Here is a 24,072-nt window from a genome sequence, read left to right as displayed (position 1 = left end):
TCTTGTTCGTATTGTAACATACATATTATATGAGAGATAAAAGAATGCCTTCTTTTTATGTATGTATGAGTAGTATGAGTTGAAAAAGGATTTTTTAAATTTTTTTGTGTTTAATACTTGCAAAAAAAAGCTACTTTGTTTTAATATAATAAATGTGTTAGCACTCGGTGAGGTTGAGTGCTAATAAAATGTAAAAACATATTATTTGAGGAGGTTGTTTCACTTGTTAAAGCCATTAGGTGATCGCGTAGTGATTGAACTTGTAAAATCTGAGGAAAAAACAGCAAGCGGTATCGTATTACCAGACAGCGCTAAAGAGAAACCACAAGAAGGTAAAGTTGTTGCTGTTGGTACAGGTCGAGTATTAGAAAGCGGTGAGCGTGTAGCATTAGAGGTAGCTGCAGGCGATCGTATTATCTTCTCAAAATATGCTGGTACTGAAGTGAAATACGAAGGTACTGAATACTTACTTTTACGCGAAAGCGACATTTTAGCTGTAATCGGCTAATTATTCATAACGACTTTTAACAATGTAGAATAGATTATTTTTAAACAATTAGGAGGATGAGTCAAATGGCAAAAGACATTAAGTTTAGCGAAGAAGCACGCCGCTCAATGCTACGTGGTGTGGATACATTAGCGAATGCTGTAAAAGTAACGCTTGGACCAAAAGGGCGTAACGTAGTACTAGAGAAAAAATTCGGTTCTCCATTAATTACAAATGACGGTGTAACAATTGCGAAAGAAATTGAATTAGAAGATGCATTCGAAAACATGGGTGCAAAATTAGTAGCAGAAGTTGCTAGCAAAACAAACGACGTTGCTGGTGACGGTACGACAACTGCAACAGTTTTAGCACAAGCAATGATTCGTGAAGGTCTTAAGAACGTAACGGCTGGTGCGAACCCAATGGGTATCCGTAAAGGGATGGAAAAAGCAGTAGCAGTAGCGATTGAAGAGTTAAAAGCAATTTCTAAACCAATCCAAGGTAAAGATTCAATTGCGCAAGTAGCGGCTATCTCAGCGGCTGACGAAGAAGTAGGTCAATTAATCGCTGAAGCAATGGAGCGCGTTGGTAACGACGGCGTTATCACGCTTGAAGAATCTAAAGGCTTCACAACTGAATTAGAAGTTGTAGAAGGTATGCAGTTTGACCGTGGATATGCATCTCCATACATGGTAACTGATTCAGATAAAATGGAAGCTGTATTAGAAGATCCGTATATCTTAATCACAGATAAGAAAATTGGTAACATTCAAGAAATCTTACCGGTGTTAGAGCAAGTTGTTCAACAAGGTAAGCCACTATTAATCATTGCTGAAGATGTAGAAGGTGAAGCACTAGCAACATTAGTTGTGAACAAACTTCGCGGTACATTCACAGCGGTAGCAGTTAAAGCTCCTGGCTTTGGTGACCGTCGTAAAGCAATGCTTCAAGACGTTGCGATTTTAACTGGTGGTGAAGTAATCACTGAAGAGCTTGGTCTTGACTTGAAATCTGCAAGCATTGAGCAATTAGGTCGCGCTTCTAAAGTTGTGGTAACAAAAGAAAACACAACAGTTGTAAACGGCGCAGGTAACGCAGAAGAAATTTTAGCTCGCGTTAACCAAATTAAAGCTCAGCTTGAAGAAACAACTTCAGAGTTCGACCGCGAAAAATTACAAGAGCGCCTAGCGAAGCTTGCTGGTGGTGTTGCTGTAATTAAAGTTGGTGCGGCTACTGAAACAGAATTAAAAGAGCGTAAACTACGTATTGAAGATGCATTAAACTCTACTCGTGCTGCGGTTGAAGAAGGTATCGTAGCTGGTGGTGGTACTGCATTATTGAATATCTACAATAAAGTTGCTGGAATCGAAGCTGAAGGCGACGTTGCAACAGGTATCAACATCGTATTACGTGCGATTGAAGAGCCTGTACGTCAAATCGCTCACAACGCAGGTCTAGAAGGATCAGTAATCGTTGAGCGTCTAAAAGGCGAAGCGGTTGGAACTGGATTCAACGCTGCAACTGGTGAGTGGGTAAACATGCTTGATTCTGGTATCGTTGACCCAACAAAAGTAACGCGTTCAGCGCTTCAAAACGCTTCTTCTGTAGCGGCTATGTTCTTAACAACTGAGGCGGTCGTGGCAGATAAGCCTGAAGAAAATGCTGGCGGTCCTGCAATGCCTGATATGGGTGGCATGGGCGGTATGGGCGGCATGATGTAATATCGCCCCATTATCCCTTGATATGATAGGGTTTCTGCCTGCAGTGTCCCGTAAAGGGTAACATTAGGGTAACATTGACCCCTAATAAGGCTCAAAATTAGAGGTTTTCCATTAGTTCCTTGAACTTTTGGGAAGCCTCTTTTTTCATTTCTTTTGTGACATGCAAGTATATATTTTTTGTCGTATCTTCGTCTTTATGACCTAACCGTTCCATAATCTGCGGTAGACCTACTCCCGCTTGTGCAAGCAACGATGTATGGGTATGACGTAAAGAATGCGGGGTAAGTTTGGTGTTTAATCCTGCTAACTTTAATAAACGCCTCATTCTATTTTCTATTTTTTTAATATATAGAGGATAACCAGGTGTTTCATCATCCATATGCGTAAAAATAAAGTCTTTATTATGGTATATATCACGGTGCTTCATAATCACTTTCATTTGAATAGATTTATGAAGCTTTAATGCATTGATTACCGTCTCATCCACATCAATTACACGTACAGATGTTGATGTTTTAGGCGTTAACAATTTATACTCTTTTTTATTATTTGTGGGGTTGTAGTATGTTTTAGTAATGCTAATGGTATGTTCTGACATGTCAACATCTCGCCATTTTAGTGCACACAGTTCACCTGCTCGTAGTCCAGTATAAGCAAGCATTAAAAAGATAGGGTAATCTTGATCTAGTCCTATATCTTTTGTTATAGAGAGGAAGCGCTGCAATTCATTTTTCTCTAAATAATTGGGGAGAACGTTTTGCTCTTCTAACTCCTCAATTGTTAATTGTTGTTTTGGTACATACGTAAATTCTGTTGGATCTTTTTTAATGACTTCCATTTCAACCGCTTTTTTAAAGATCATTCTGCCAGTTCGATGTGCTCCATCTATTGTATTTGGGGCATAACCCCGCTTTTTTAAGTCATTTAAAGCGTTTTGGTATTGTCTTCTTGAAATATCTTTTAATTTTAGTTTAGCGAAATAATCCAATAACCGTTTAATTTCATGTTTTCGCACACGAATCGTACTTTCCTTTACTTTCCCTGTTCCTTCATAAATTGACAGCCATTCGTAAGCAAAATCTTCAAATAATACGACTTTTTCATTTACAAAAGTCCCTTGATTTAATTCATTTAAGAGAGTAGCGGCTGCTATTTCTGCATCTTTTTTAGTTTTAAATCCGCTTTTTTTCTTCTGTTTTCGTTTTCCAGTTTTAGGGTCTACTCCAATATCTACAATGAATGCCCAACTAGCCCCGCATTTACATTTTTTACTGTTACATTTACAACGTGGTCTATAAAAATGTCCTTTCATATATTTATTCTCCTCTTTTTACAATATTTGTTTGATAAAAATATAGTTATTGGAATTTTTTAAGCCATTTTTCTTTATCTACTGAATCAAACCAACCTTCTATTTCTGCGAGGGGTCTCTTTTTTTGTTGTGCTATTTGGTCCATTGTTTTTTTACCTGAGAAATAGTCTTTCCTGGCGTTTCTTATCCACTGATTATAAGCGGTTTTACACAAGCTATCTTTACCAGCCTCATCTGGAGGGCAAAAGCGACTATTTTCAGTTCGAGGTACAAATTTACTTTTGCATTTAACACATTCCTTGAGTTCCCATTCATTACTTACTAAATTCAACAATTGATGGTAAATAACACCGATTATTGAGCGGCTGGTATGAATTTTTATAATCTTATTGTTTTTTCCGATTTTCCCTGATTCGCTTATAACCCCCTCTGTTTCTTTATTGATCTTTAATGTTATCCACATTTTTGATAGTTGAAATATATCTTTATCATTTGGGTTTAAATAAGGAACAATTTTTTTCAAATCTGCTTTAAACATTGAAGCATGTTCTTGCAAACGACCTTCATTTTTGGAGAAGATGGCTTCATAGATATGCATAATGCGTTTAATTTCTTTTGCATGGTAAATAAACTCATCTAGAGTTTGCTTTTGGCAATCTAATAGTCGTAACCCATAATATAATGGCATAGTCTCACGGGCATTAAGCGTTCCGTATTTGTTACAAAACTTCAATATTGATTTGTGTGAAGTAAGGTCAACACGTTCTAATTTCTCGAACAAATACTCAACTTCAAAAGGGTTATAATTTGGCGTTGTTTCTTCCATTTCTTCATCTCCCCATTCGAGGTTTGACACAATTACTTCATTTTTTATGGTGTACGGGCCATTTACTCTTACTTGAACGTTAAAAAGATCTTCTCCCCATTCTATTGGGTATTCCTTTTCCTTTTTTAAATCTGCATTTTCTGATATTTTTTGCCCCTTATATTTTTGCAATTGTAGTACCTCCTTATATCCGACGATATATCCGTTAATTTTATTTTTTATCGGATATAAAGATTATATACTGATAATAACAACAAGAGCAACAATTAAAAGTCATTTTGATTAGGAGGAATGAGAAATGAAGAATCCTGATATTAAAGAAGCTATAAAAAAAGCTGGTTTAAAACAGTGGGAAGTTGCAGAAGAGTATGGCTTACATGAAGGTAATTTCTCCAGACTATTACGGCGTGAGCTTCCTAAAAGTGAGAAGCAAAAAATTTTTCATATCATTAATGAGCTGAAAAAGCATGATGAAAAGTGAGCTATCAAGGAGGAGTGTTTTAAATGACGAAAAATAATCTCCCTGACATTCTCACAGCACAACACATAGCCACATATTTAGGGATTTCACGGCGGAGGGTTTATGAGCTACTTCAAATGAATGAAGAAGCTGGCGGTATTAAATGTTTTCAAATAGGTTTATCTAAACGTGTTGAGAAAGAAGACTTCTTTCATTGGATTGAAGAAAGGAAAAAGTAGAAGGGAGGGAATAAAATGGGGAATGAAAAGCTAACCCAAAAGCAGTTAGGTTTTATTGAAGCCTATTTAAGAGAACCAAATGCTACCCGAGCGGCAATAGTGGCAGGATATAGCCCGAATAATTACCATGCAGCAAGCATTAGCGGTTATAGGATGCTAAAAAATGCTAAAATCCGTGCAGAAATAGAAAAGCAGCAAGCCTTGATATTACAGGATATAAGGGCATTTTTCATAAGGGACGCCCAGCTTGCACGGGAAACCCTTTTAAGAATTATGAATGATCCTGAAGCACCATGTAAAGATAGGCGGCAAGCTGCTTGCGAAATATTGGATAGGGCAATGGGGAAGCCGATAACGTCTACTAATGTAAAGCTGGAAGCGGAAATTGAAAGCGTCAACTTTAACGTTGGAACCAATTTAGACGAATATGAAGAATTATTTAATGAGTTGTCGGAGGGGGTAGAAGCTCAATGAATAATATTAGAGGCACAATATTAATTATTCGTACAGATTCGATACGAGAAATGCTGGTAAAAGTACAAGGGGATAGTGTAATAGAAGAAATCAAATCCATTCGTGAAGCGGCGGAATACTTGAAGGTAAGTGTTCCTACCATTCGTTCTATGGTAGCAAATATCACATTTTTTCAAAGAGGGCAAGCCATCCGCATAAATCGTTGGGATGTAAAGGAATGGTTGTGTAATAGCTCAAAACATTAAAATTTAAAGCAGGTGAGGTGATATGGCAGGATGGATTAAATTATATCGTGATTTATTAAATAAACCGATTTGGATAGAATCATCGCCTGAACAAAAAGCAATTTTAATTACGCTTCTTATGATGGTTAATCATCAAGAAAATGAATGGGAATGGCAAGGGAAGCTTTATAGTGTTAAGCCAGGACAAGTTATAACAAGTTTGGATTCTATAGCTCAAAAATGTGGTAAAGGTGTTTCGATTCAGAATGTCAGGACTGCATTAAAGCGTTTTGAAAAATACGGATTTCTAACAAACGAATCAACAAATAAAAATCGGCTTATTACCATTGTTAAATGGGGTTTTTATCAAAATAATGCCGAAGAACTAACAAGCAAATTAACAGGCGATCAACAAAAAACTAACAAGCGACTAACATCTAACAAGAATGATAAAGAATTAAAGAATGATAATGAAGTTAAAAAACCTTCTAGTCGTAAGTCGGAAATTTACGACGAGGAGAGCGTTCCTTTTCAATTAGCGTTAAGGCTGTTTAAAAACATTAGAAAAAATAATGCGGGATTTAAAGAGCCCAATCTACAAAAATGGTCAGATGATTTCCGTTTAATGATGGAAAGGGATAATCGAACGGAAGAACAGATTGTATATCTAATCGATTGGTGTCAGCAAAACTCTTTCTGGAAAGCAAATATACTTTCCCCATCTAAATTAAGAAAACAGTTTGATCAGTTAGTTTTGAAAATTCAAGCTGAGAAGCAAATAAAGCATATTAAAAATCCACAGCAATTTTCTTTGGATCGCCCTAGTCATTGGGAAGAACCAAACAGCTTATCAAAAGAAGAGTTAGATAATTTGAGAAAAATGGAAGAGGAGATGCCTTTTTAAAGGAGTTGTAAATATGAAGGAAATAAAGGGTATTTTATCAATAAATGATGTTTATAAGAAAGCTGTTTTAAAAATTTTTCCAGAATTAGAAGGGGAGAGTATAGAAACAGACTTTAAAACGGGCATTGCGTGTCCTGGATGTGGTGAAAGTGGGAATAAAGGAACCGATGGATTATTTTTTCGGGTTAATAAGAGTGGTGAATGGATTCAACTAGGGGAAACGCTAAAATGCTCTAATTGTAGGAATGCCGAAGCTTTAAATGCTTATATGGAAAATAGTTTACGTGAACGGGAGAAAGAAATAGCTGATCGATTGACGAAAGAGTATTTCCTCATTCCGGAAAAATTAAATAACTCTGGCTTTAAGGATTACCGACAAACGAACAAGGTTACTACAAGAGCGAAAGAAAATGTTATTCGTTTTATTAAGGATTTTTTTGATTCTTCACTTAACAACTACAATCTTTTGATAATGGGCAATCCAGGAACTGGAAAAACTCATTTGTGTGTAGCGGCAGCTAGAACTTTAAAAGAAAAAAGCTTTAAAGTGGGTTTTTTAACTACAGGGCAATTACTTACAAAAATTAAATCGACTTTTAACAAAGCATCTATGAAAACAGTTGAAGAAATTTTACATGATCTTAAGAAGTTGGATGTTTTAGTTTTGGACGATATTGGATCGGAGGCAATTAGTGGAAATGATGATTGGAGGAAAGCCATGATTTTTGAGGTGGTAGAAAGTCGGAGCGGTAAACCGACTATCTACACCAGTAATTTGACGGAAACAGACTTACTCGTTGCCGTGGGACCAAGAGTCTTTAGTCGTCTTTACGATAATACAAAATTTATTGATTTATTTACAGATGATTACCGAAAAAGACTTCAAATCGAATAAATAATGGTCATGTTTACACAGTAAACAGAGAAAAGGGAGGGCGGCAATCATGAGACAAGCAAGGCAACAGGCATTTTTAAAAGCTTATATTAATTCAATGGGGAATGTAGCAAGAGCGGCGGACGAGGCGGATATTAGTCGGCGAGCACATTATTACTGGAAAGAAAAAGATGAATTGTATGCCGCAAGATTTCGGGCGATAGCATTATACATGAAAACCCGGGATTCCAATGTCATACGGGTTTTTGATGAGCATATCAAAAAACTCAAGAAAAAGTCACAAAATCTCACGCCCTATTAAAAAGGCGGGAAAGAATGTGAAGTAAATCGATAAAGTCAACAAAAATCCACGCCCTTAATAAAAAGGGGCAAAAGTTGTGAAGTAAAAAATTCCCCGGAGCCGAGCCGAGCGAAATCAAGGCTCACTCTGGGTTTATATATTAACTCATGTTTTCATTTTTAATGATCCATTTCGAGATGTTATGAAGATTAAAACATAATCATACCTAATATAAAAGATCTTGATAATATTACTACAGATAATTTATTACGGTTCATTGATGATACCATAAGGTCAAATGGCAATATTGATGAAATGTTAGATGTAGTTGATAAAACAATTCTGATTGATTATTTAGGAATAGAGGAGAATTTAGTCCGAAGCTTTCGAGAAATTTGGAAAAAACTAATGAACAGAAGAAGGCAAAGAAAATCAATTTAAAAGGAAAGAATAAAATCTTCAACATAAAATGAGCCAAACAAATATTGTATGGCTCATTTTTGTTGCAAATTTTTCAAAAAGTTCGAATGATTATAAAGTATTAAGTGTGTTTTTAGTGATTTTTTTGATCACATCGTAGCAAAATCAACTTTCTTTTCAATCCGGTCGATTTTTTTATTTAAAGCGGCAAATTCACTTTTCATTTGCTCATGCATTGAATCAAATCGTTTATCCATTCTATCCAAACGACTTAAGATTTCTTTGCATAGCTCTTTACATTTCTCCTCATCTATCTTTTTTTGCCTCCTCATGAAACATTCGGGTCCTACTCGTACATTTTTCGGACCCTAATCTAAATGCTTGTTCCTTTGTGAGATAGAGCGCTATTTTATTTTTCAATTGTGATAAATAGACTTTTATCTGTTTTAAATCCTTTGACAGAAATTTCTTTTGCTCCCTGTCTTTTGGCTAACATTAATTGAGTGATTAATTCGTCAATTGTTTCCGTATCGATAAGAAAACCGACTGTTATTGCATCATCCTTCTTAACTGGATAAACTTGTTTTGCTTTCATGCCTTTATATTGGTAGCCCTCATATATGTCTTTGATAAATTTGCTCAATGATAGTCCTCCTATTATTTTTGTTTGTCCGGGGAACGAGTCTCACATCCCGGACATTTTTATTTTCTCCAATTCGTCAGCAAGGGTGAATAATTCCTTTTTCATATTTCGGGTGGTCTCCTTCGTGTGTATAGATGTCCATTGTCATTTTAATGACAGAATGTCCTAACCGCTCAGACTGTTTATCGATATGACAGCTATGAACCAAAATATGAGACCTTGAAGTATACAAGGCCAATGGAATGTAAGAACTGTACGGTTAAATAAAAAAATTAGAAAACAAGAACGGTGTTTGTCGCATATAAATAAAAGAGGGAAATGTGAATTTTTTTTGTGAGACAAAATTCGACAAACATTGTAATCAAAAGTGTTATTATATTTATTAAATGCTATTTATTTCCCTCTATGTGTAATTTTTTCTGAAAATGGAAATGATTATTATAAATTGCAAATGGACGGTGAAAAAATGGCAAAAATTTATTTTTTTGAACGGGTGAATAAAATGACAGTGCCAGTTACAACCGATATGACGGTAAAAACAATAGCTAAAGCCTTCTTAAATATGGAACCCATGTCCCCTAAGAAATTACAGAAGATGTGTTATTATGCTTATGTTTGGTATTTAACTTTAAGAAATGACAGGTTATTCGAAAATAATTTTCAAGCTTGGATTCACGGCCCAGTTGATCCGACACTTTATACTGAATATAAAGAGCATGGGTGGAAGGATATACCTCAAGAAGATACGCTTCCTCTTGAGATACAGGAAAGACCAGAAATTTTTGAGTTTTTAGAAGAGGTATTTGCATCTTATGGACACTTAAATGGAGATGAACTTGAGTATTTAACGCATAATCAGGCACCTTGGTTAGAGGCCAGAGAAGGCTTAGATCCATATGAATCATCACGGAACCCTATAAATGATGAGACAATCATTAGATATCACTTAACGGAGCTCAAAAATGGCAATTCCTAAGAAACAAGGAAGTGCTATTCCTATTCAAAAAGTTAACATCCATGAATCGAAAAAGGGAAGCCTTTTTACAGACAACGCAAGAGAAACTATAAAAAAATATCGGGAACAAAATGTTATATTTTCATGGAAATTCTTTGATAGGTGGCATGAATATTTTAATTTAGGGGCAATTGGTGTGGAATGGTTCATTAATTGTATGGATACAATGAAAGAGATTTCCAATATGCCAATAAAGGAGTTCCAGAGACATACTCATGCACCTTTGCGAGTGCATAGACACGAATGGGATAGGGTCAGCGCTAAATATCCGCTTCCCGAAATTCTACTAGAGGAAATTGAAAACGATACATATCAGTTTGCAATTTCAAGAGCTAATGGGAGAGTACATGGTTTTATAATTGATAATTTATTTTTTATTGTATGGCTTGATCCACAACATAACATGTACCCTATGCAGAGACATGGTGGTTTAACCTACTGCGATCAGCCACAAGATTGTTATGATTGTTTGGAAATTGAAAATCAAAAATTAAAAGAGGAAATTCGTTCTGTTGAAGCAGATTATTATGAATTACTTGCACGGACTGACAATTCTAAGTGATACATGTGAAATAAAACGCACCTTGATAAAAAATCAAGGCGCTTTTTTTATCAATTCAGTAGGAGGAATATTATGGAGTTACATATTCAGTTCCCTGAAAAGGGAAAGAAATTGTTCACGTCCACCGGTAACTATTTGGAGTTCTCTCATTTTGGTTGGGGAAATATCAATTCACAATTTTATGGTTATATCAAGGGGTATAAAGAGTCGGCGGATACTCTTGTCAATTTCGCTTTAGCATCAGGAAGCATAGCGATTTTGGATACTTATATTTTCCCTATTCTATTTTTGTACAGGCAGTTCATTGAACTATCAATCAAGTCGTTATATTTGGAGTATTCGGAGGAACCGATACAAGAAAAAATAAAATCTATAAAACAGGCCAGTCATAATTTAGCTTTTATGTGGAATAAATTGAAACCTATATTAATCAAAGCCAGTAATTCGCAAGATGAAAAAGACATGATTAAAGCTGTTGAAAGTTATGTTTTACAATACCATAGTTTTGATAAAAGTTCTTTTAAATTTAGATATCCGATCGATAAAGACTATAACCCTATATTGGAAGGTGAAGAGAGAATAGATATCATAAATCTTAAAGAACGCATGACAGAATTAGAACATTTTTTCAGCGGCGCTGACGGAAAGTTGGATTTCCTTCAAGAAAGCAAATATGAACAAGAGCAATATTTAAGAGAAATTGAAGCTGAAATGAAAGCGGAGTACGAAGCAGAGATGAGGGCAGAATACGAAGCAGAAATGCGAGCAAACATGGATTTGTATTAAAAGGATTGTCACCGCCCGCTGATTTTTAACTAAATAAATTAAAAACTAACGCTATTTAAAAAGTGGGGACAATTAACAAATTGCCCCTTCTTTTTGTGGTGCACATAACAGTTACAATACATAATGTTTTTGACCAAATTTTGACCACAAAACATATAGAACGGTATATTATTTCATTTTCCTTTTAGTTAATAAAAAGCGGCTAAACCTTGATATAATAAGGATTATTTAATTTCGTGTTTCTTCATATTTTATAGGCACATAAAAGAACGTAGAAGATTCAATGGATGATCTGATAATAAATTACAATAAGAAAGTTATGAAATGGAAAGCTAAGTAATTATAAATAAAACTACACCATTTTTACACCAGAAATACGGACACATAAAAGATAGGGAGAAAAGGAATTTAGCCGAACTGCAAAATCATTAACATAACGAAGATGAAGGGAGCTGTATTGTATGCTTTCTTTTTGTTTACAAAATTTTAAAACCACTATATGCTACTTTCCGAAAGTGATAGAGTTCGGTAAACTTAGAGTATATAAGATACACTTTGAATATAGAGGAGATACATAATGGTTAATTTCCAAGATAAAGTAAGTTTCATTTGGTCAATAGCAGAGATTTTGCGTGGACCGTATAAACCAGAGGATTACGGGAAGGTGATTTTACCTTTAGCCGTTTTACGCCGTTTTGATTGCGTATTAGAGAGTACAAAAGATGATGTATTGGCGAATTTTGAAAAGTTTAAAGCTATGAATGAAGATGCACGTGAGCCGATTTTAAATCGTATTGCAAAGCAAAACTTTCATAATACAAGTAATTACAACTTCACAAAGCTTTTAAGTGATGCAGATAACATAGCCGATAACTTACGGGACTATATCAATGGGTTTTCGAAAATGGCTCGTGATATCATGGATCACTTTGACTTTGATCGCCAAATCGAAAAGCTAGATAATAACGATCTTTTATACTTAACGATTAAACGCTTCAGTGAGCTTGATTTACACCCGGAAGTCGTGTCAAATGTCGAGATGGGTTATATCTTCGAGGAATTGATTCGTCGTTTCTCAGAGCATGCAGAGGCAGGGGATCATTATACACCTCGTGAAGTCGTACGTTTAATGGTTAGCTTACTATTTATGCATGATGATGATATTTTAACGAAGCATGGCTTAACACAAACATTATATGATTGCGCTGCTGGAACAGGTGGTATGGGCTCCGTTGCACAAGAGTATTTAAAAGAATTAAATCGAACAGCAGACCTTGAATTTTTCGCTCAAGAGATTAATGGTGAATCATATGCGATTTGTAAGGCAGACATCTTAATTAAGGGTGCAGATGCGAAAAACATTCGGTTAGGTAATACATTATCAAACGACCAGTTCAAAGGAGAAAAGTTCGACTATCTTATCTCAAATCCTCCGTATGGGGTGGACTGGAAATCATACGAGAAACCAATTAAAGCTGAACATGAAGAACAAGGATATAACGGACGTTTCGGTCCTGGTACACCTCGTACAAGTGACGGGCAGCTATTATTCTTACTTCACTTAATTTCAAAAATGAAGCCAGCAACAGCGGAAAATCCACAAGGCTCTCGACTAGCGATTATTATGAACGGATCGCCATTATTTACAGGTGATGCAGGTTCAGGTGAAAGTGAGATTCGTCGTTATGTACTTGAAAATGACTTAGTAGAAGGCATCATCGCACTACCAAACGATTTATTCTACAACACAGGAATTGCAACATATATCTGGATTTTAACAAATAATAAAGCTGCAACTCGTAAAGGGAAAGTGCAGCTAGTCAATGCCGTAGACTTCTATAAAAAGATGAAGAAGAGTATGGGCAGTAAACGCAACGAAATCACGCAAGAGCAGATGGATGAAATCGTTCGTTTATACGGGGACTTTAAAGAAGGCGAATACGTCAAAACTTTCGATAATGAAGACTTTGGTTATCACAAAATTACAGTTGAACGTCCGTTACGTTTAAATTTCTTAATTTCAGAAGAACGCATTCAGCGTGTTGCAGAGCAAAAAACCTTCCAGAACCTTGCAACATCAAAGAAAAAAGGCGAAAACGGACTTGCTGAAATTGAAGCTGGAAAGGCTGTACAAGTAAAAATTATTGAAGTGCTACGTGGCTTAGAAAGTGAGCAACTATATAAAAATCGTGACGAGTTCACGAAGCTACTAAAGAATGCATTTAAAAAGGCGGATATAACAATCGGCGCACCAGTGTTAAAAGCAATTTTAGCAGGATTATCTGAAAAGGATGAAACAGCGGATATTTGTATGAAAAACAAAACAGACGCTGAGCCGGATGCAGACTTGCGTGATACAGAAAACGTACCGTTGAAAGAAAACATTGACGAATACTTTGAACGTGAAGTAACGCCTCATGTACCTGATGCGTGGATTGACGAATCAAAAACAAAAATCGGTTATGAAATCCCATTCACACGCCAATTTTACAAATACACAGCTCTACGTAGTTCAGAGGAAATCATGGCGGAAATTAAAGAGCTTGAAGCGAGTATTTTAGAGAAGTTAAAAAAGGTGATGGGATAATGGTATATGCAAAATATCCTCAATATAAAAAAACAAATTTAGAGTGGTTAGGAGATATTCCTTCTGAATGGGAATATGGAGGTTTAACTAAATATCTCGATAATATTGTAGATTATCGAGGTAAGACCCCTGAAAAAGTTGAACAAGGTGTTTTTTTAGTTACAGCTAAAAATATAAAGAACGGTAAAATTGATTATTCTCTTTCTCAAGAATATGTAAAACTAGAAGAATACGAGGAGGTTATGAGAAGAGGTCTGCCTGAAATAGGAGATGTACTTTTCACAACTGAAGCACCTTTGGGTGAAGTAGCCAATGTAGATAGAATAGATATTGCATTGGCTCAGCGGGTAATCAAGTTTCGAGGAATAGAGAATGTATTAAATAACTATTACCTTAAATATTGGATTCAATCACACGGATTTCAGTCAAATTTGAAAACATTTGCTACAGGATCTACCGCTGCAGGTATTAAAGCCAGTAAATTATCAAGTTTGCAGGTTTTACTTCCTCCGTATTCTGAACAAAAACAAATTGTTTTACTTTTAGACAACAAAGTTCATGAATTGGATGATTTAATAACTCAAAAAGAAAAGATGATTAGTCTTCTTGAAGAAAAACGCCGATCAATGATTACAGAAGCTGTAACAAAAGGATTGAATCCAAATGCGAGAATGAAAGAATCAGGTATAGAGTGGATTGGTGAAATACCTGAGCATTGGGAATTAAACAAGGTTGGTTATTTAGGACGTCTACAAAATGGAATTAGTAAGTCGGCTGAAGAATTTGGAATTGGCGAGCCCTTTGTCAGTTATGGTGATGTTTATAAAAATATTGTACTCCCTCAAGAAGTTAATGGATTAGTCAAGTCCAGCGAAGAAGAACAGGAGCTTTATTCTGTAAGAGAAGGCGATGTTTTCTTTACAAGAACATCTGAAACAATTGAGGAAATTGGAATTGCTTCAACGTGTCTACAAACAATTGAGAAAGCAACATTCGCAGGCTTTTTAATTCGATTTAGACCTACTTCAACTAAACTTTCACCAGCGTATTCCAAGTATTATTTTAGAAGTGATTTAGGTAGACGTTACTTCGTTAAAGAAATGAATCTTGTAACAAGAGCGTCACTCGGACAGGGCTTGTTACGAAACTTCCCGGTCATTTTGCCATCACTTCAAGAGCAAAATGACATCGTTGAGTATTTAGATAGTAAAACTACAGTAATTAATGAAAGTGTTAGTCTAATTAAAAACCAAATTGAAAAGCTTAAAGAATACCGCCAATCCCTAATCTATGAGGCGGTGACAGGTAAGATTGATGTACGTGATTTAGAAGTAGTTTCGCAATGAGGTGATGTTATGGGGATTGATGCGACGGAAAAAGGGTTTGAAACAAATATTGAAGCGTCATTAATAGCGAGCGGCTATACGAAACGTACGCTTGAAGGTGAGACAAGCCGTCTATTTAAGCAGTATGCACTCGATGTGGAGCAGCTTTTTGCGTTTTTAGAAGATACGCAGGAGAAGTCACTTCGAGCATTAGAGAAGGCGTATGGTGCAGATTATAAGCAGAAGGTGTTAAATCGCATTTGTGACCAGCTTCAAAAGCAAGGATTGATTCATTGTTTGCGCCACGGGATTAAAGACCGTGGTGTGACATTGAAGTTGATTTACAACAAGCCGCCAACAACGATGAATCAGTTAATGAATGAGCTTTATCGTAAAAATAGGTTCACTGTGAGCCGCCAAGTATATTATAGTGATAAGCGCAATAACAGCCTAGATATGGTGTTGTTTGTCAATGGTCTACCGCTTGTAGTGATGGAGCTGAAAAATCAATTTACAGGACAGACGGTAGAACATGCGATGAAACAGTTAAAATTCGACCGAGATCCAAATGAACAGCTATTTAAGTTTAATGAGCGTGTCGTTGTTTATTTTGCCGTTGATCCAGATGAAGTGTTCATGACAACCGAACTGAAAAAGGTAAAAACATATTTCTTGCCATTTAATAAAGGTAATAATGGTGGAAAAGGGAATCCAACCGTTTATGATAACTACCGTACCTATTACTTATGGGAAGAGATTTTAACTCCTGACATCTTGCTTGATATTTTATTCCGATTTGTCTTTGTGAAGAAGGACGATATTTTAGATTCCAGCGGTGAAACGATTGGTGAGCGTAAAATGTTGATTTTTCCACGTTTCCATCAATTAGATGTTGTACGCAAGCTTGAAAAAGATGTGCAGGCCAAATCAGTTGGTCAAAACTATCTCATTCAGCATAGTGCAGGTAGTGGGAAAACGAACTCAATTTCTTGGCTTTCTCATCGGTTGGCAAAGCTTCACGATGAAGAAAATAATGCAGTGTTTAGCAGTGTTATAGTGATTACAGATCGTCGTGTATTAGATAAGCAATTGCAAGATGCGGTATATCAACTAGAGCATAAGGCTGGCATGGTGGAGCGTATTAATAAAGATTCGAACCAGCTTGCACAGGCTATCACAGGTGAAACACGTATTATTATTACAACTCTTCAAAAATTCCCATTCATTATGGAAAAGTTATCGGACTTTGACCGTAAAAAGTATGCGGTCATTATTGACGAAGCACATTCTTCACAAGGTGGGAAAGCTTCGACTGCATTAACGAATATTTTATCAGATAAGACGTTAGAAGATGCTTACGAGGAAGACCGTATTGCTGAAGAAAATATGGACAACTTAGATGAACAAATCGTTGAAACGATTATGAAAAGCGGGAAGCAAGATAACATCTCATTCTTTGCATTTACCGCAACGCCCAAGCCGAAAACACTTGAAAAATTCGGGACGATGGGAACTGATGGCAAGCCACATGCGTTTCATGAATACACAATGCGCCAAGCCATTGAAGAAGGCTTTATTTTAGATGTGTTAAGTAATTACACAACGTATAAAACGTTTTATAAAATTGCAAAGAAAGTCGATGATGATCCATTAGTGTCACAAAAGCAAGCGACGAAAAAGCTTGCTCAATATGTGTCGCTACATCCACATAATATTGCACAAAAGACAGAGATCATTATTGAGCATTATCGCAATTTTACTCGTCATAAAATCGGTGGCCGTGCGAAGGCAATGGTTGTTACGGCAAGTCGTTTGCATGCAGTTCGTTACAAGATTGCATTTGATCAATATATCGACAAGATGGTCTATGATGATTTGAAAACGGTTGTTGCCTTTTCTGGTGTTGTTAAGGACGGTGAGATTCCTTATTCAGAGCCTGATATGAATGGATTCAGCGAAAAGGAATTACCTGATAAGTTCAATTCAGATGAATATAAAGTGTTGCTTGTGGCAGAGAAGTATCAGACAGGATTTGATGAGCCATTACTGCATACGATGTACGTTGATAAGCCACTTAGTGGGATTAAGGCTGTTCAAACACTATCCCGTTTAAATCGTACTTGTCCAGGTAAAGATGATACATTTGTTCTTGATTTTGTAAATGATCCAGAAGATATTAAAGCTTCTTTTCAGCCTTATTATGAAACGACAGGTCTTGAAGAAGTGACAGATCCGAACATTTTGTATGACTTACAAGCAGAACTGGAACCGTATCAAATCTTTACAGAGGAAGAAGTACAAGCTGTAAATGAGTTAGAGATAAAAGGCGGCTTTAAAAAGTCAACGAAGGCGCAAACGGAACTAAATGCATGGGTTGATAAAGGTGTGGATCGTTTCAAGAAATTAAACAAGGAGGAAAAAGAAGCATTTAAAGTCTCGGCAACGAAATTCGTTCGCACCTATGCATTCATTTTACAGATTGCGACGTTCATTGATGTTGACTTGCATAAGCTTTATATTTATTTAAATTATCTATTACGTAAGCTACCTCGTAGCAGTAAAGATAAAGATGTATACATGGCTGATGATGTAGCACTTCAATATTATCGTAATCAGAAAGTATTTGAAGGAAGCATCGAACTAGAAAAAACAGGTGGCGTAGATTTAAAGCCCACTTCACATGGTACTAGTGGTGCAGTGGAAGATGAGAAGGTTCGTTTATCATCCATTCTAGATAAGCTAAATGAACGTTTCGGTACAGAGTTTACAGAAACCGACTTCCTTTCACGCGACCAAGTAAAAGAAGATATGTTAAACAGTGAAGATATTCAGCAAAAAGCAAAAAATAATACAAAAGACAATTTCAAATTTGCTTTCGAAAAATCATTCATGGATTTCGTTATTGATCGTATGAGCAGCAACGAAAAATTCTTTATGAAGATTTTAGAGAACGAAGAATTTAAAAACTTCATTATGGAGGATATGATGAATGAAGTTTATGCGGAAGTTAACAGGTAGAGGTTTTTAATACCAAATTTTTTGCTTTTAATGTAAGTGCAATTTCTTTGTAAATAAATATCGACATTAGTCCGTAATTAAATACAGGTCACTGTTTTTTTAAACTAATATTTAATTAAAGGTAACAGTTGAAGTTAAATAATATTCCACCCTAACAAAGACAGGATCAATTTAAAAGGGTAACATTGGGGTAACATAATCCTGTAAAAAGCCGTTATTTTTCGTTAAAGATGTTACAACATAAATTCCTAAAAACGTTGATACAACGCTATTTCGTAAACTATGGTGGAAAATATTACAGTATAGGGGATAATGGGCGGCATGATGTAATAAGCCGCTTCACCCCTTGATATATAAGGGTTTTATGTAAGATGAGAGTGGAATGTTAACAAATTATAGAGGCTTCTCATAAGTTGAGCCAACTTATGGGAAGCTTCTTTTTTATATATGAAAGTTTAGTTGGAGGAATAAGAAAGTTCCTTTTAGAGTAGTCGACCCCGTTTCAAGTGTTCATATTAAGCACATGTGTGATAAAATGAAAAAATAAATATGCGATGAAAAAGATGGCTAGTAAGGAGTTGCCGTGGCTTTTGATATTGTCAGAGGTGGACGCAATGTGAAAGGGGTAAAGTATGGAGGTAAATAAAAACAAGAATCAAAAGAATAAAATAATAGGAATAGCTTCATTAAAGGAAGCGCTATCCGCATTAAAAGTCGCAGATCTTCAAGACATCCGGAAAAAGCTGCAAATTAAAAATATAAGCTCGATGAAAAAGGCGGAGTTAATTCAATCTTTGGCAGAGGCAATCCCTGTTCTTTTCAGAAATATTATCAGTCAGTTCGATGAGCGACGATTATTTTTAATAAAAAATATCACTAGTGTTGCATAAATAATGTCCAATTTTCAGTCTAATCATCCTCCTTGTTTAGAGCCAAAAAGGTAAATAGCTTATTAAAGGTGGCTCCATCCATTTGGTTTTTTTTTACAATTAGACTTGTGCGACAACAACAATTTGCTTATTAAGGGATGGCTTTCCCTTCAATCTTTCGAAGCCAGATATGGGCTGGTTTCCACAATGCAGCCCTTAAATAACGGCTAATTTGTAAGGTTTTTCGCTTACTTCTTGTTTCAAGTTGTACGAGAACATGTAGGCAAAAAACAATCAGTGCGATAAACACTTGGTTTTGAATCGCCCATTCACTTTGACCGTAGAACTTTTTGATGCTGAGATGCTGTTTGATCCATTTAAAGAACAACTCAATTGCCCACCGTGATTTGTACATCTCTGAAATTTCTTCGGCACTCAAATCAAAACGATTGGTAATTAAATGCAGTTCATTTCCTTTTGAATCCATCACTTTTAGAAGACGAAAGTAATTTTCAGCACGGTTTTGAGTCGTACCAATCAACACCATTTGATCTGACAAAACAGCTGAATTCTCGGGTAGTTTAAAATTATAAACTTCCCGTATGACTGCGTTTTTCCGTAGCCTTGAAAGAAAAAAGTAACCATCATCTGTCATTCGGTCAAAGCGCTCGTAATCTAGGTAGCCACGGTCAAACACATACATGCATTCTTTATCATCAACCATGATTTCAAGCTGACCACGATCATGTTCTTTTGCCGTTGTTAAAACAGCCTTTTCAGGATAGGAACTCCCTTTTTCCATAAACACAAGTCTCAAATGCAACTTGACACCCGCTTTTGTTTTGCGGAACTTTGCCCATTTATGATTGGTCAAATTAAGTGGCAATGTGCTTGAATCAATGATTTTTAACGGCATAATAAGCTTTGTATAATGTGTTTTTGCATGAATTTGTGCGACTAAATCAAGGAAAAGCCTTTGAAATAAATCTGGATTTATACCGTTTAATCGGCGTGAGAGCTGAGAAATACTGATTGAATCAAGATCAATGCCTTTTTGTAGTTGGTCGTCGAAAAGACAATCGCTTAGCTCATGCAAACTTTCGACTTCTTGTAGCTGTGCAAAAAGGAGTAATTTTAGAAATGAGTCTGTTTTTAGTTTTTTCGTATAGTAATCTACTTTCAACGTTTTCACGGTTTCTTCAAAAAGTTGAAGATTTATTGGTGAAAACCATTGTCCAAATGAAGTTTTTCGTGTAATCTTGTCCATGAGTTGGTCCTTTTTTAGTGGATTTGGACGGGTTACCACCTGACTTATCCATTATAAAGGAATTTTTCTTTGCACAAAACAATAAAATTGAACATTTTGAGTATTTTTAATAGTGAAAATAAATTAATGCAACACTAGTGAAAAAATATCATTGCCAATAATGGAGTTATGAGCGCAAACAATCTAGAAATCGAGGAGATGGAGTATCTCATAAAACTGGTTTTATGTTTACTAGTTTTCAAAATGGTAATCCAATCTCATGATCTCTTTGGAATTATTGCCTTCTCTAGTGAAAATTATTCAAGACGAAACGATACTTACAGATGTTAAGCGGAATACGGAATGGATAAAGATTACCCGCGGATTACTCTATTATTTTGGAACGGTGCCGCATGACGAGTTAGTGCATTTAGTTGAGAAATACACGCCTATTCACCCAGATTACCTTGCCTTCAATCAGGTTATATTTCATGCGATGGAATACTATCAAGAAATATACATTAACAGGTATGGCTATTCTTACTGGGAAGTGCTAGACCCTTTAGTTATTTTAGAGGAGCAGGCATCTAGAAAGAATATTGATTACTATCCATTCTCGAAGAAACAGCTCCTTGAAGCAGGTGAAGCGGACTATGTGGAGTGTCCAAAAGGTTATTCTCAACTTTTATCTCTATTTACGAAAGAGTATCGGATGTCAAAACAAGAGGCGAAGGAGTTTGTTGAGGACTGTATTATGCATGCGAAATTAGGCAATCAACCTAGTCAGCTTCTTCAATATTTACAGACTCAACTGACATTCGAAAGCTTAGAAGCAGTGCAAAGACTGATGGATGCCGTTGTTCTTCTTATGAATAATACGAGGGAATGGTATTTAAAGGGATATACATCGGAAGAGCTATTCGCGCAGGAAAAGAAGGCATTACCGCCTTTGCCCAATAAAAAAGGAGAGGTCATTAGTCTCCAAACCCGTCAAAAGGTGGGGAGAAACGATCTTTGCCCATGTGGGAGCGGGAAGAAATTTAAGAAATGTTGTGGGAGTTGAAAATCTGAACAGATAAAAAATGTTAAAAGTTTAGTGGGTGGACAAAAGGATAATGAGTTATATTGCAGAATATCTTTCACAATTTATTGTCTAAAAAGAAGGATTTGGTGTTGGTGGCAAAAAGGAATTCACAAGCTTGGGCAGAGGCCAAAAAACGATGCAAATTGAATGAGACTGATCTACAAATGGCTAAGGAGTTGGGGATGACAGCTGAGAGCTTAATTAAAAATATCCCCACGCCTAATCAGCTATGGAAAGCACCTGTAAAAGTATGGATTCGTGAACTATATGAGGAGAAGTTCAATAGGGTCATTACATTTAAGCCTGCCCCCAGTGAAGAATTAAAAAGAAAGCCCAAAAAACAACAAAAACTGATTGTTTCTGATCACTGGGTTGATGAGGAGGACTTACCATTTTGATGAAATCTAAGTTTGATCGATTATCTGATGAAGAAATAAAAGTCATATTGAGAGCAGCTGATGAAATTATTGCTAAAGGTGGAAGAACACTTCTTGCCAAAATCTTAAAGGGCTCACGGGCGAAGAAAGTATTACAGCTGGAGCTGGATAAGTGACCTGTCTATGGTTATTATAAATCAGAAAATCTAGGTGAAATTATGCAAAAAATTGACTGGATGATCAATTATGATTTTCTAGATATTGAGTATTATGGAAGACTACCAATGATTGTTTTTACAGAGCGGGGGTGGTACATAGAGTCCGATCAATGTGCGGAGGAACTTTTAAATGAATGGAAGGAATGGGTCAAGCAGGGAAAGCGAAATCCCGATATGAGCTATCTAAAGGATCGGAATAGGAAAATGATTCTATTGCTGCTTGAGAAGATTAAAGAATTCGGAGATCAAGGACTTATCCCTTATCTAGAATTATGGGAGAAAGTTGATTATAAAAAGGTAAGAGATGAGATTCGAACAACTATAAATGTATTAAATAGAAAAGAGCCGTTTGATCATTCAGTTGTAAAGGAAAAAACAGAATCTATCAAAGAAGCATTAGAGGGTATTGAACCGCATGACCTACTTTTAAAATGCTGGGTATGTGGAGAACGATTTACCTTTACAACGGGAGAGCAGCAATTTTATAAGAAAAAAGGTCTTTCATACCCGAAAAGATGTAAAAAGTGTCATAACGAAAAGGATAACGAATTCTCCTATTAATTAAGAAAATCTACTTTAAGAGCAGACTAATAGATTAGAGGTTGTGGAGTATGACTAAACCAAAAGAAAAGATAGAGGAAAAGAAGGCAGAATTACTGAAATTAACAATTGAGTTTAGTAAGCAATTTTTAAATGAAGAATATGAGGGAGTAATTGAAAAATTAATAAACAAAATGGCTAGAAAAAGAGACATTCCATTCCTGTCAGGCCGTATTGAAATATGGGCTGCGGCAGTAATCCATGCTTTGGGAACGATTAATTTTTTATTTGATAAATCTAGTCAACCATATGTGTCTGCTACAGAAATTTTTGAGTATTTTGGCACCAAGCAAAGTACGACTTCGCAAAAGTCGAAGAAAATTAGAGATATGTTTAATATGACCTATTTTGATAGTAATTTCTCGATAGAGTCAGTTGTTCAAGGTAGTCCTTTTAATAACCTTTCAATAGTAAATGGATTAATCGTTCCTCAAGATATTTTGAATGATCAGCAGATTGAAATCGAAGAATGGGAAATTCAAGCTGCCCAAATATTAGGAATAAGCGGTTTAGAGAGAGGTAATAAATATAAAGCAAGTTATATGGACAAATTACTCAATGTAAAAGAGACAACTTTAATGAGTTTTTATGAATATCTATTACAACATATGATATTTCCTTTTACTGCGTTATATGAAGAGGAAGTTGGCCCTTTAGAAATCGCAGAATTTGAAGTCAGCTGTATTCATTTAGACCAAGAGATGAAAGTAGACGAAAATTATGGAATTCTTGTTGAAGGCAGGTTGGGTAGAAAAAAAGTAATACTGCCATTAGCTAGCATCAAATTGGATGAAGGACATAAGAATTTTAAATGGATAGATTTATATCAAGAATGGTTCTGGTCATACAGATAATGTTCAATAGTGGATCGTTCTTTGAATGCATTTTTTAATAGACTGAAAATAGGAATGATAAAAAAGTAGAAACTATGGGAAAATCTGATATTTTAAGTGGTAATACCTTTAGTTATTTTGATGTGTTTGAAGAGAAAAAAGGGCTTGTCTTAGGAACTGAAGTAAATGATATAAAATATATTATATATGATCAGTATTGTATGAATCCAAGTTGCAAATGTGATGATGTTATTCTTATCTTTACAGAAAGCGAAAATAATGATTCTGAGTTTGCTATAAGATTATCTTTGAAAAGGAAAAGGTATGAGATTCTTGATATCTATGGTATTTCTAAGAGACAAGTGGATGAGATTGTTAAGGGTTCATTAAAAGATAGTGCAGAAGCAATGGAGCTATTAAAAAAGCGATATAAGGAGATGAAGGAAGCGGGAAAGGCAGTTTTACAAGGAAGTCCGGAAATAAATAGCAATAAAATTGAATTGCCAGTGGAAAAGCCTAAAAGAAATGATCCTTGTCCTTGTGGGAGTGGGAAAAAATACAAAAAGTGCTGTGGTGTATAGTTATTTGTTATACTAAATTTCACTAGTGTTGCATAAATGTTGACGCAATTTTCAGTTTAATGTTTTTTCCTGTTTAGAGCCAAAAA

General features: G+C 35.7%; 27 protein-coding genes and 1 pseudogene. 23 read left to right on the top strand and 5 right to left on the bottom strand.

Annotation, left to right across the window (positions count from 1 at the left end; all coding sequences use genetic code 11):
- The first annotated feature begins 223 nt into the window (after positions 1-223).
- On the top strand, positions 224-508 hold the full coding sequence (gene groES / locus AC1UFB_RS12150) for a co-chaperone GroES (protein WP_025909994.1): 285 nt from the start codon (positions 224-226) through the stop codon (positions 506-508).
- Between the two features lie 65 nt (positions 509-573).
- Positions 574-2,208 (top strand): chaperonin GroEL, encoded by a 1,635-nt coding sequence (gene groL, locus AC1UFB_RS12145; RefSeq protein WP_062687247.1) that lies wholly within the window; start codon positions 574-576, stop codon positions 2,206-2,208.
- Positions 2,209-2,305: 97 nt separating this feature from the next.
- Here the strand turns inward: groL and AC1UFB_RS12140 are convergent, their stop codons facing one another.
- Both AC1UFB_RS12140 and AC1UFB_RS12135 read right to left on the bottom strand, forming a co-directional pair.
- Positions 2,306-3,520: a tyrosine-type recombinase/integrase gene (locus AC1UFB_RS12140; protein ID WP_404469393.1), complete on the bottom strand. Its 1,215-nt coding sequence runs from the start codon at positions 3,518-3,520 to the stop codon at positions 2,306-2,308.
- A 46-nt stretch (positions 3,521-3,566) separates the two neighbouring features.
- Positions 3,567-4,517, bottom strand: a complete 951-nt coding sequence (locus AC1UFB_RS12135) for a hypothetical protein (RefSeq protein ID WP_404469394.1) — start codon at positions 4,515-4,517, stop codon at positions 3,567-3,569.
- Between the two features lie 127 nt (positions 4,518-4,644).
- Here AC1UFB_RS12135 and AC1UFB_RS12130 point away from each other — a divergent pair, with 127 nt between their 5' ends.
- Genes AC1UFB_RS12130 through AC1UFB_RS12100 form a run of 7 tightly spaced genes read left to right on the top strand, consistent with a single transcriptional unit; the run spans position 4,645 to position 7,843 of the window.
- Positions 4,645-4,827, top strand: coding sequence for a helix-turn-helix domain-containing protein (locus AC1UFB_RS12130; RefSeq protein WP_233809356.1), 183 nt, complete (start codon positions 4,645-4,647; stop codon positions 4,825-4,827).
- 23 nt (positions 4,828-4,850) lie between these two features.
- Positions 4,851-5,045 (top strand): helix-turn-helix domain-containing protein, encoded by a 195-nt coding sequence (locus AC1UFB_RS12125; protein ID WP_233809358.1) that lies wholly within the window; start codon positions 4,851-4,853, stop codon positions 5,043-5,045.
- A gap of 15 nt (positions 5,046-5,060) precedes the next feature.
- A complete protein-coding gene (locus AC1UFB_RS12120) occupies positions 5,061-5,519 on the top strand; it encodes a terminase small subunit (protein ID WP_404469395.1) in 459 nt (152 codons plus the stop codon).
- Positions 5,516-5,764, top strand: coding sequence for a helix-turn-helix domain-containing protein (locus tag AC1UFB_RS12115; protein WP_404469396.1), 249 nt, complete (start codon positions 5,516-5,518; stop codon positions 5,762-5,764). The genes AC1UFB_RS12120 and AC1UFB_RS12115 overlap by 4 nt, the downstream gene beginning before the upstream one ends.
- 22 nt (positions 5,765-5,786) lie before the next feature.
- Positions 5,787-6,647 carry a DNA replication protein DnaD gene (locus tag AC1UFB_RS12110; RefSeq protein WP_404469397.1) on the top strand — a complete coding sequence of 287 codons (861 nt, stop codon included), beginning with the start codon at positions 5,787-5,789 and terminating at the stop codon, positions 6,645-6,647.
- 13 nt (positions 6,648-6,660) lie between these two features.
- Positions 6,661-7,542, top strand: a complete 882-nt coding sequence (locus AC1UFB_RS12105; protein WP_404469398.1) for an ATP-binding protein — start codon at positions 6,661-6,663, stop codon at positions 7,540-7,542.
- 49 nt (positions 7,543-7,591) lie between these two features.
- Positions 7,592-7,843, top strand: a complete 252-nt coding sequence (locus AC1UFB_RS12100) for a hypothetical protein (RefSeq protein WP_404469399.1) — start codon at positions 7,592-7,594, stop codon at positions 7,841-7,843.
- A gap of 548 nt (positions 7,844-8,391) precedes the next feature.
- Here the strand turns inward: AC1UFB_RS12100 and AC1UFB_RS12095 are convergent.
- Together AC1UFB_RS12095 and AC1UFB_RS12090 are read right to left on the bottom strand one after the other, a co-directional pair.
- On the bottom strand, positions 8,392-8,574 hold the full coding sequence (locus tag AC1UFB_RS12095; protein ID WP_404469400.1) for a hypothetical protein: 183 nt from the start codon (positions 8,572-8,574) through the stop codon (positions 8,392-8,394).
- 77 nt (positions 8,575-8,651) lie between these two features.
- Entirely contained in the window at positions 8,652-8,885 is a 234-nt protein-coding gene (locus tag AC1UFB_RS12090) for a hypothetical protein (RefSeq protein WP_404469401.1), read from the bottom strand.
- Positions 8,886-9,351: 466 nt separating this feature from the next.
- On the opposite strand from AC1UFB_RS12090, the gene AC1UFB_RS12085 reads away from it, so the two are divergent.
- The 7 genes from AC1UFB_RS12085 (at position 9,352) to AC1UFB_RS12055 (ending at position 19,068) form a co-directional block, all read left to right on the top strand.
- On the top strand, positions 9,352-9,861 hold the full coding sequence (locus AC1UFB_RS12085) for a Panacea domain-containing protein (protein WP_404469402.1): 510 nt from the start codon (positions 9,352-9,354) through the stop codon (positions 9,859-9,861).
- The gene (locus tag AC1UFB_RS12080) at positions 9,848-10,462 is read left to right on the top strand and encodes a hypothetical protein (RefSeq protein ID WP_404469403.1); all 615 of its coding nucleotides are present in this window, start codon (positions 9,848-9,850) and stop codon (positions 10,460-10,462) included. Before AC1UFB_RS12085 ends, AC1UFB_RS12080 begins: the two co-directional genes overlap by 14 nt.
- A gap of 72 nt (positions 10,463-10,534) precedes the next feature.
- On the top strand, positions 10,535-11,248 hold the full coding sequence (locus AC1UFB_RS12075; protein ID WP_404469404.1) for a hypothetical protein: 714 nt from the start codon (positions 10,535-10,537) through the stop codon (positions 11,246-11,248).
- Positions 11,249-11,825: 577 nt separating this feature from the next.
- Entirely contained in the window at positions 11,826-13,835 is a 2,010-nt protein-coding gene (locus AC1UFB_RS12070) for a type I restriction-modification system subunit M (RefSeq protein WP_404469405.1), read from the top strand.
- Complete coding sequence (locus AC1UFB_RS12065; protein ID WP_404469406.1) at positions 13,835-15,181, top strand: restriction endonuclease subunit S; 1,347 nt, start codon at positions 13,835-13,837, stop codon at positions 15,179-15,181. The genes AC1UFB_RS12070 and AC1UFB_RS12065 overlap by 1 nt, the downstream gene beginning before the upstream one ends.
- A gap of 9 nt (positions 15,182-15,190) precedes the next feature.
- On the top strand, positions 15,191-18,178 hold the full coding sequence (locus AC1UFB_RS12060) for a type I restriction endonuclease subunit R (RefSeq protein WP_404469407.1): 2,988 nt from the start codon (positions 15,191-15,193) through the stop codon (positions 18,176-18,178).
- Positions 18,179-18,810: 632 nt separating this feature from the next.
- Positions 18,811-19,068 (top strand): Rho termination factor N-terminal domain-containing protein, encoded by a 258-nt coding sequence (locus AC1UFB_RS12055; RefSeq protein ID WP_025909992.1) that lies wholly within the window; start codon positions 18,811-18,813, stop codon positions 19,066-19,068.
- Between the two features lie 130 nt (positions 19,069-19,198).
- On the opposite strand, the gene AC1UFB_RS12050 is transcribed toward AC1UFB_RS12055, so the two are convergent.
- A complete protein-coding gene (locus AC1UFB_RS12050) occupies positions 19,199-20,314 on the bottom strand; it encodes an IS4 family transposase (protein ID WP_138116332.1) in 1,116 nt (371 codons plus the stop codon).
- Between the two features lie 259 nt (positions 20,315-20,573).
- Here AC1UFB_RS12050 and AC1UFB_RS12045 point away from each other — a divergent pair, with 259 nt between their 5' ends.
- The 7 genes and pseudogenes from AC1UFB_RS12045 to AC1UFB_RS12015 all read left to right on the top strand — a co-directional run bounded on the left by AC1UFB_RS12045 (position 20,574) and on the right by AC1UFB_RS12015 (position 23,986).
- On the top strand, positions 20,574-21,356 hold the full coding sequence (locus AC1UFB_RS12045; RefSeq protein ID WP_226373016.1) for a YecA family protein: 783 nt from the start codon (positions 20,574-20,576) through the stop codon (positions 21,354-21,356).
- A gap of 62 nt (positions 21,357-21,418) precedes the next feature.
- Positions 21,419-21,775 carry a hypothetical protein gene (locus tag AC1UFB_RS12040; RefSeq protein WP_482589326.1) on the top strand — a complete coding sequence of 119 codons (357 nt, stop codon included), beginning with the start codon at positions 21,419-21,421 and terminating at the stop codon, positions 21,773-21,775.
- Entirely contained in the window at positions 21,772-21,930 is a 159-nt protein-coding gene (locus tag AC1UFB_RS12035; protein WP_226373014.1) for a hypothetical protein, read from the top strand. The genes AC1UFB_RS12040 and AC1UFB_RS12035 overlap by 4 nt, the downstream gene beginning before the upstream one ends.
- Before the next feature lie 12 nt (positions 21,931-21,942).
- Positions 21,943-22,296, top strand: a pseudogene (locus AC1UFB_RS12030) (RQC-minor-1 family DNA-binding protein); the annotation flags it as partial.
- Positions 22,282-22,533 carry a zinc-ribbon domain containing protein gene (locus tag AC1UFB_RS12025; protein ID WP_281998993.1) on the top strand — a complete coding sequence of 84 codons (252 nt, stop codon included), beginning with the start codon at positions 22,282-22,284 and terminating at the stop codon, positions 22,531-22,533. The pseudogene AC1UFB_RS12030 and the gene AC1UFB_RS12025, both read left to right, overlap by 15 nt.
- A gap of 50 nt (positions 22,534-22,583) precedes the next feature.
- The gene (locus AC1UFB_RS12020; RefSeq protein WP_025910779.1) at positions 22,584-23,426 is read left to right on the top strand and encodes a DUF6398 domain-containing protein; all 843 of its coding nucleotides are present in this window, start codon (positions 22,584-22,586) and stop codon (positions 23,424-23,426) included.
- 74 nt (positions 23,427-23,500) lie between these two features.
- Complete coding sequence (locus AC1UFB_RS12015) at positions 23,501-23,986, top strand: SEC-C metal-binding domain-containing protein (protein ID WP_100346438.1); 486 nt, start codon at positions 23,501-23,503, stop codon at positions 23,984-23,986.
- Positions 23,987-24,072: the final 86 nt, after the last annotated feature.

The organism is Priestia sp. KCTC 13724, from assembly GCF_056820425.1.
Note: the sequence above shows the minus strand (reverse complement) of the source record. Positions and strands in the feature narration are given on the sequence as shown.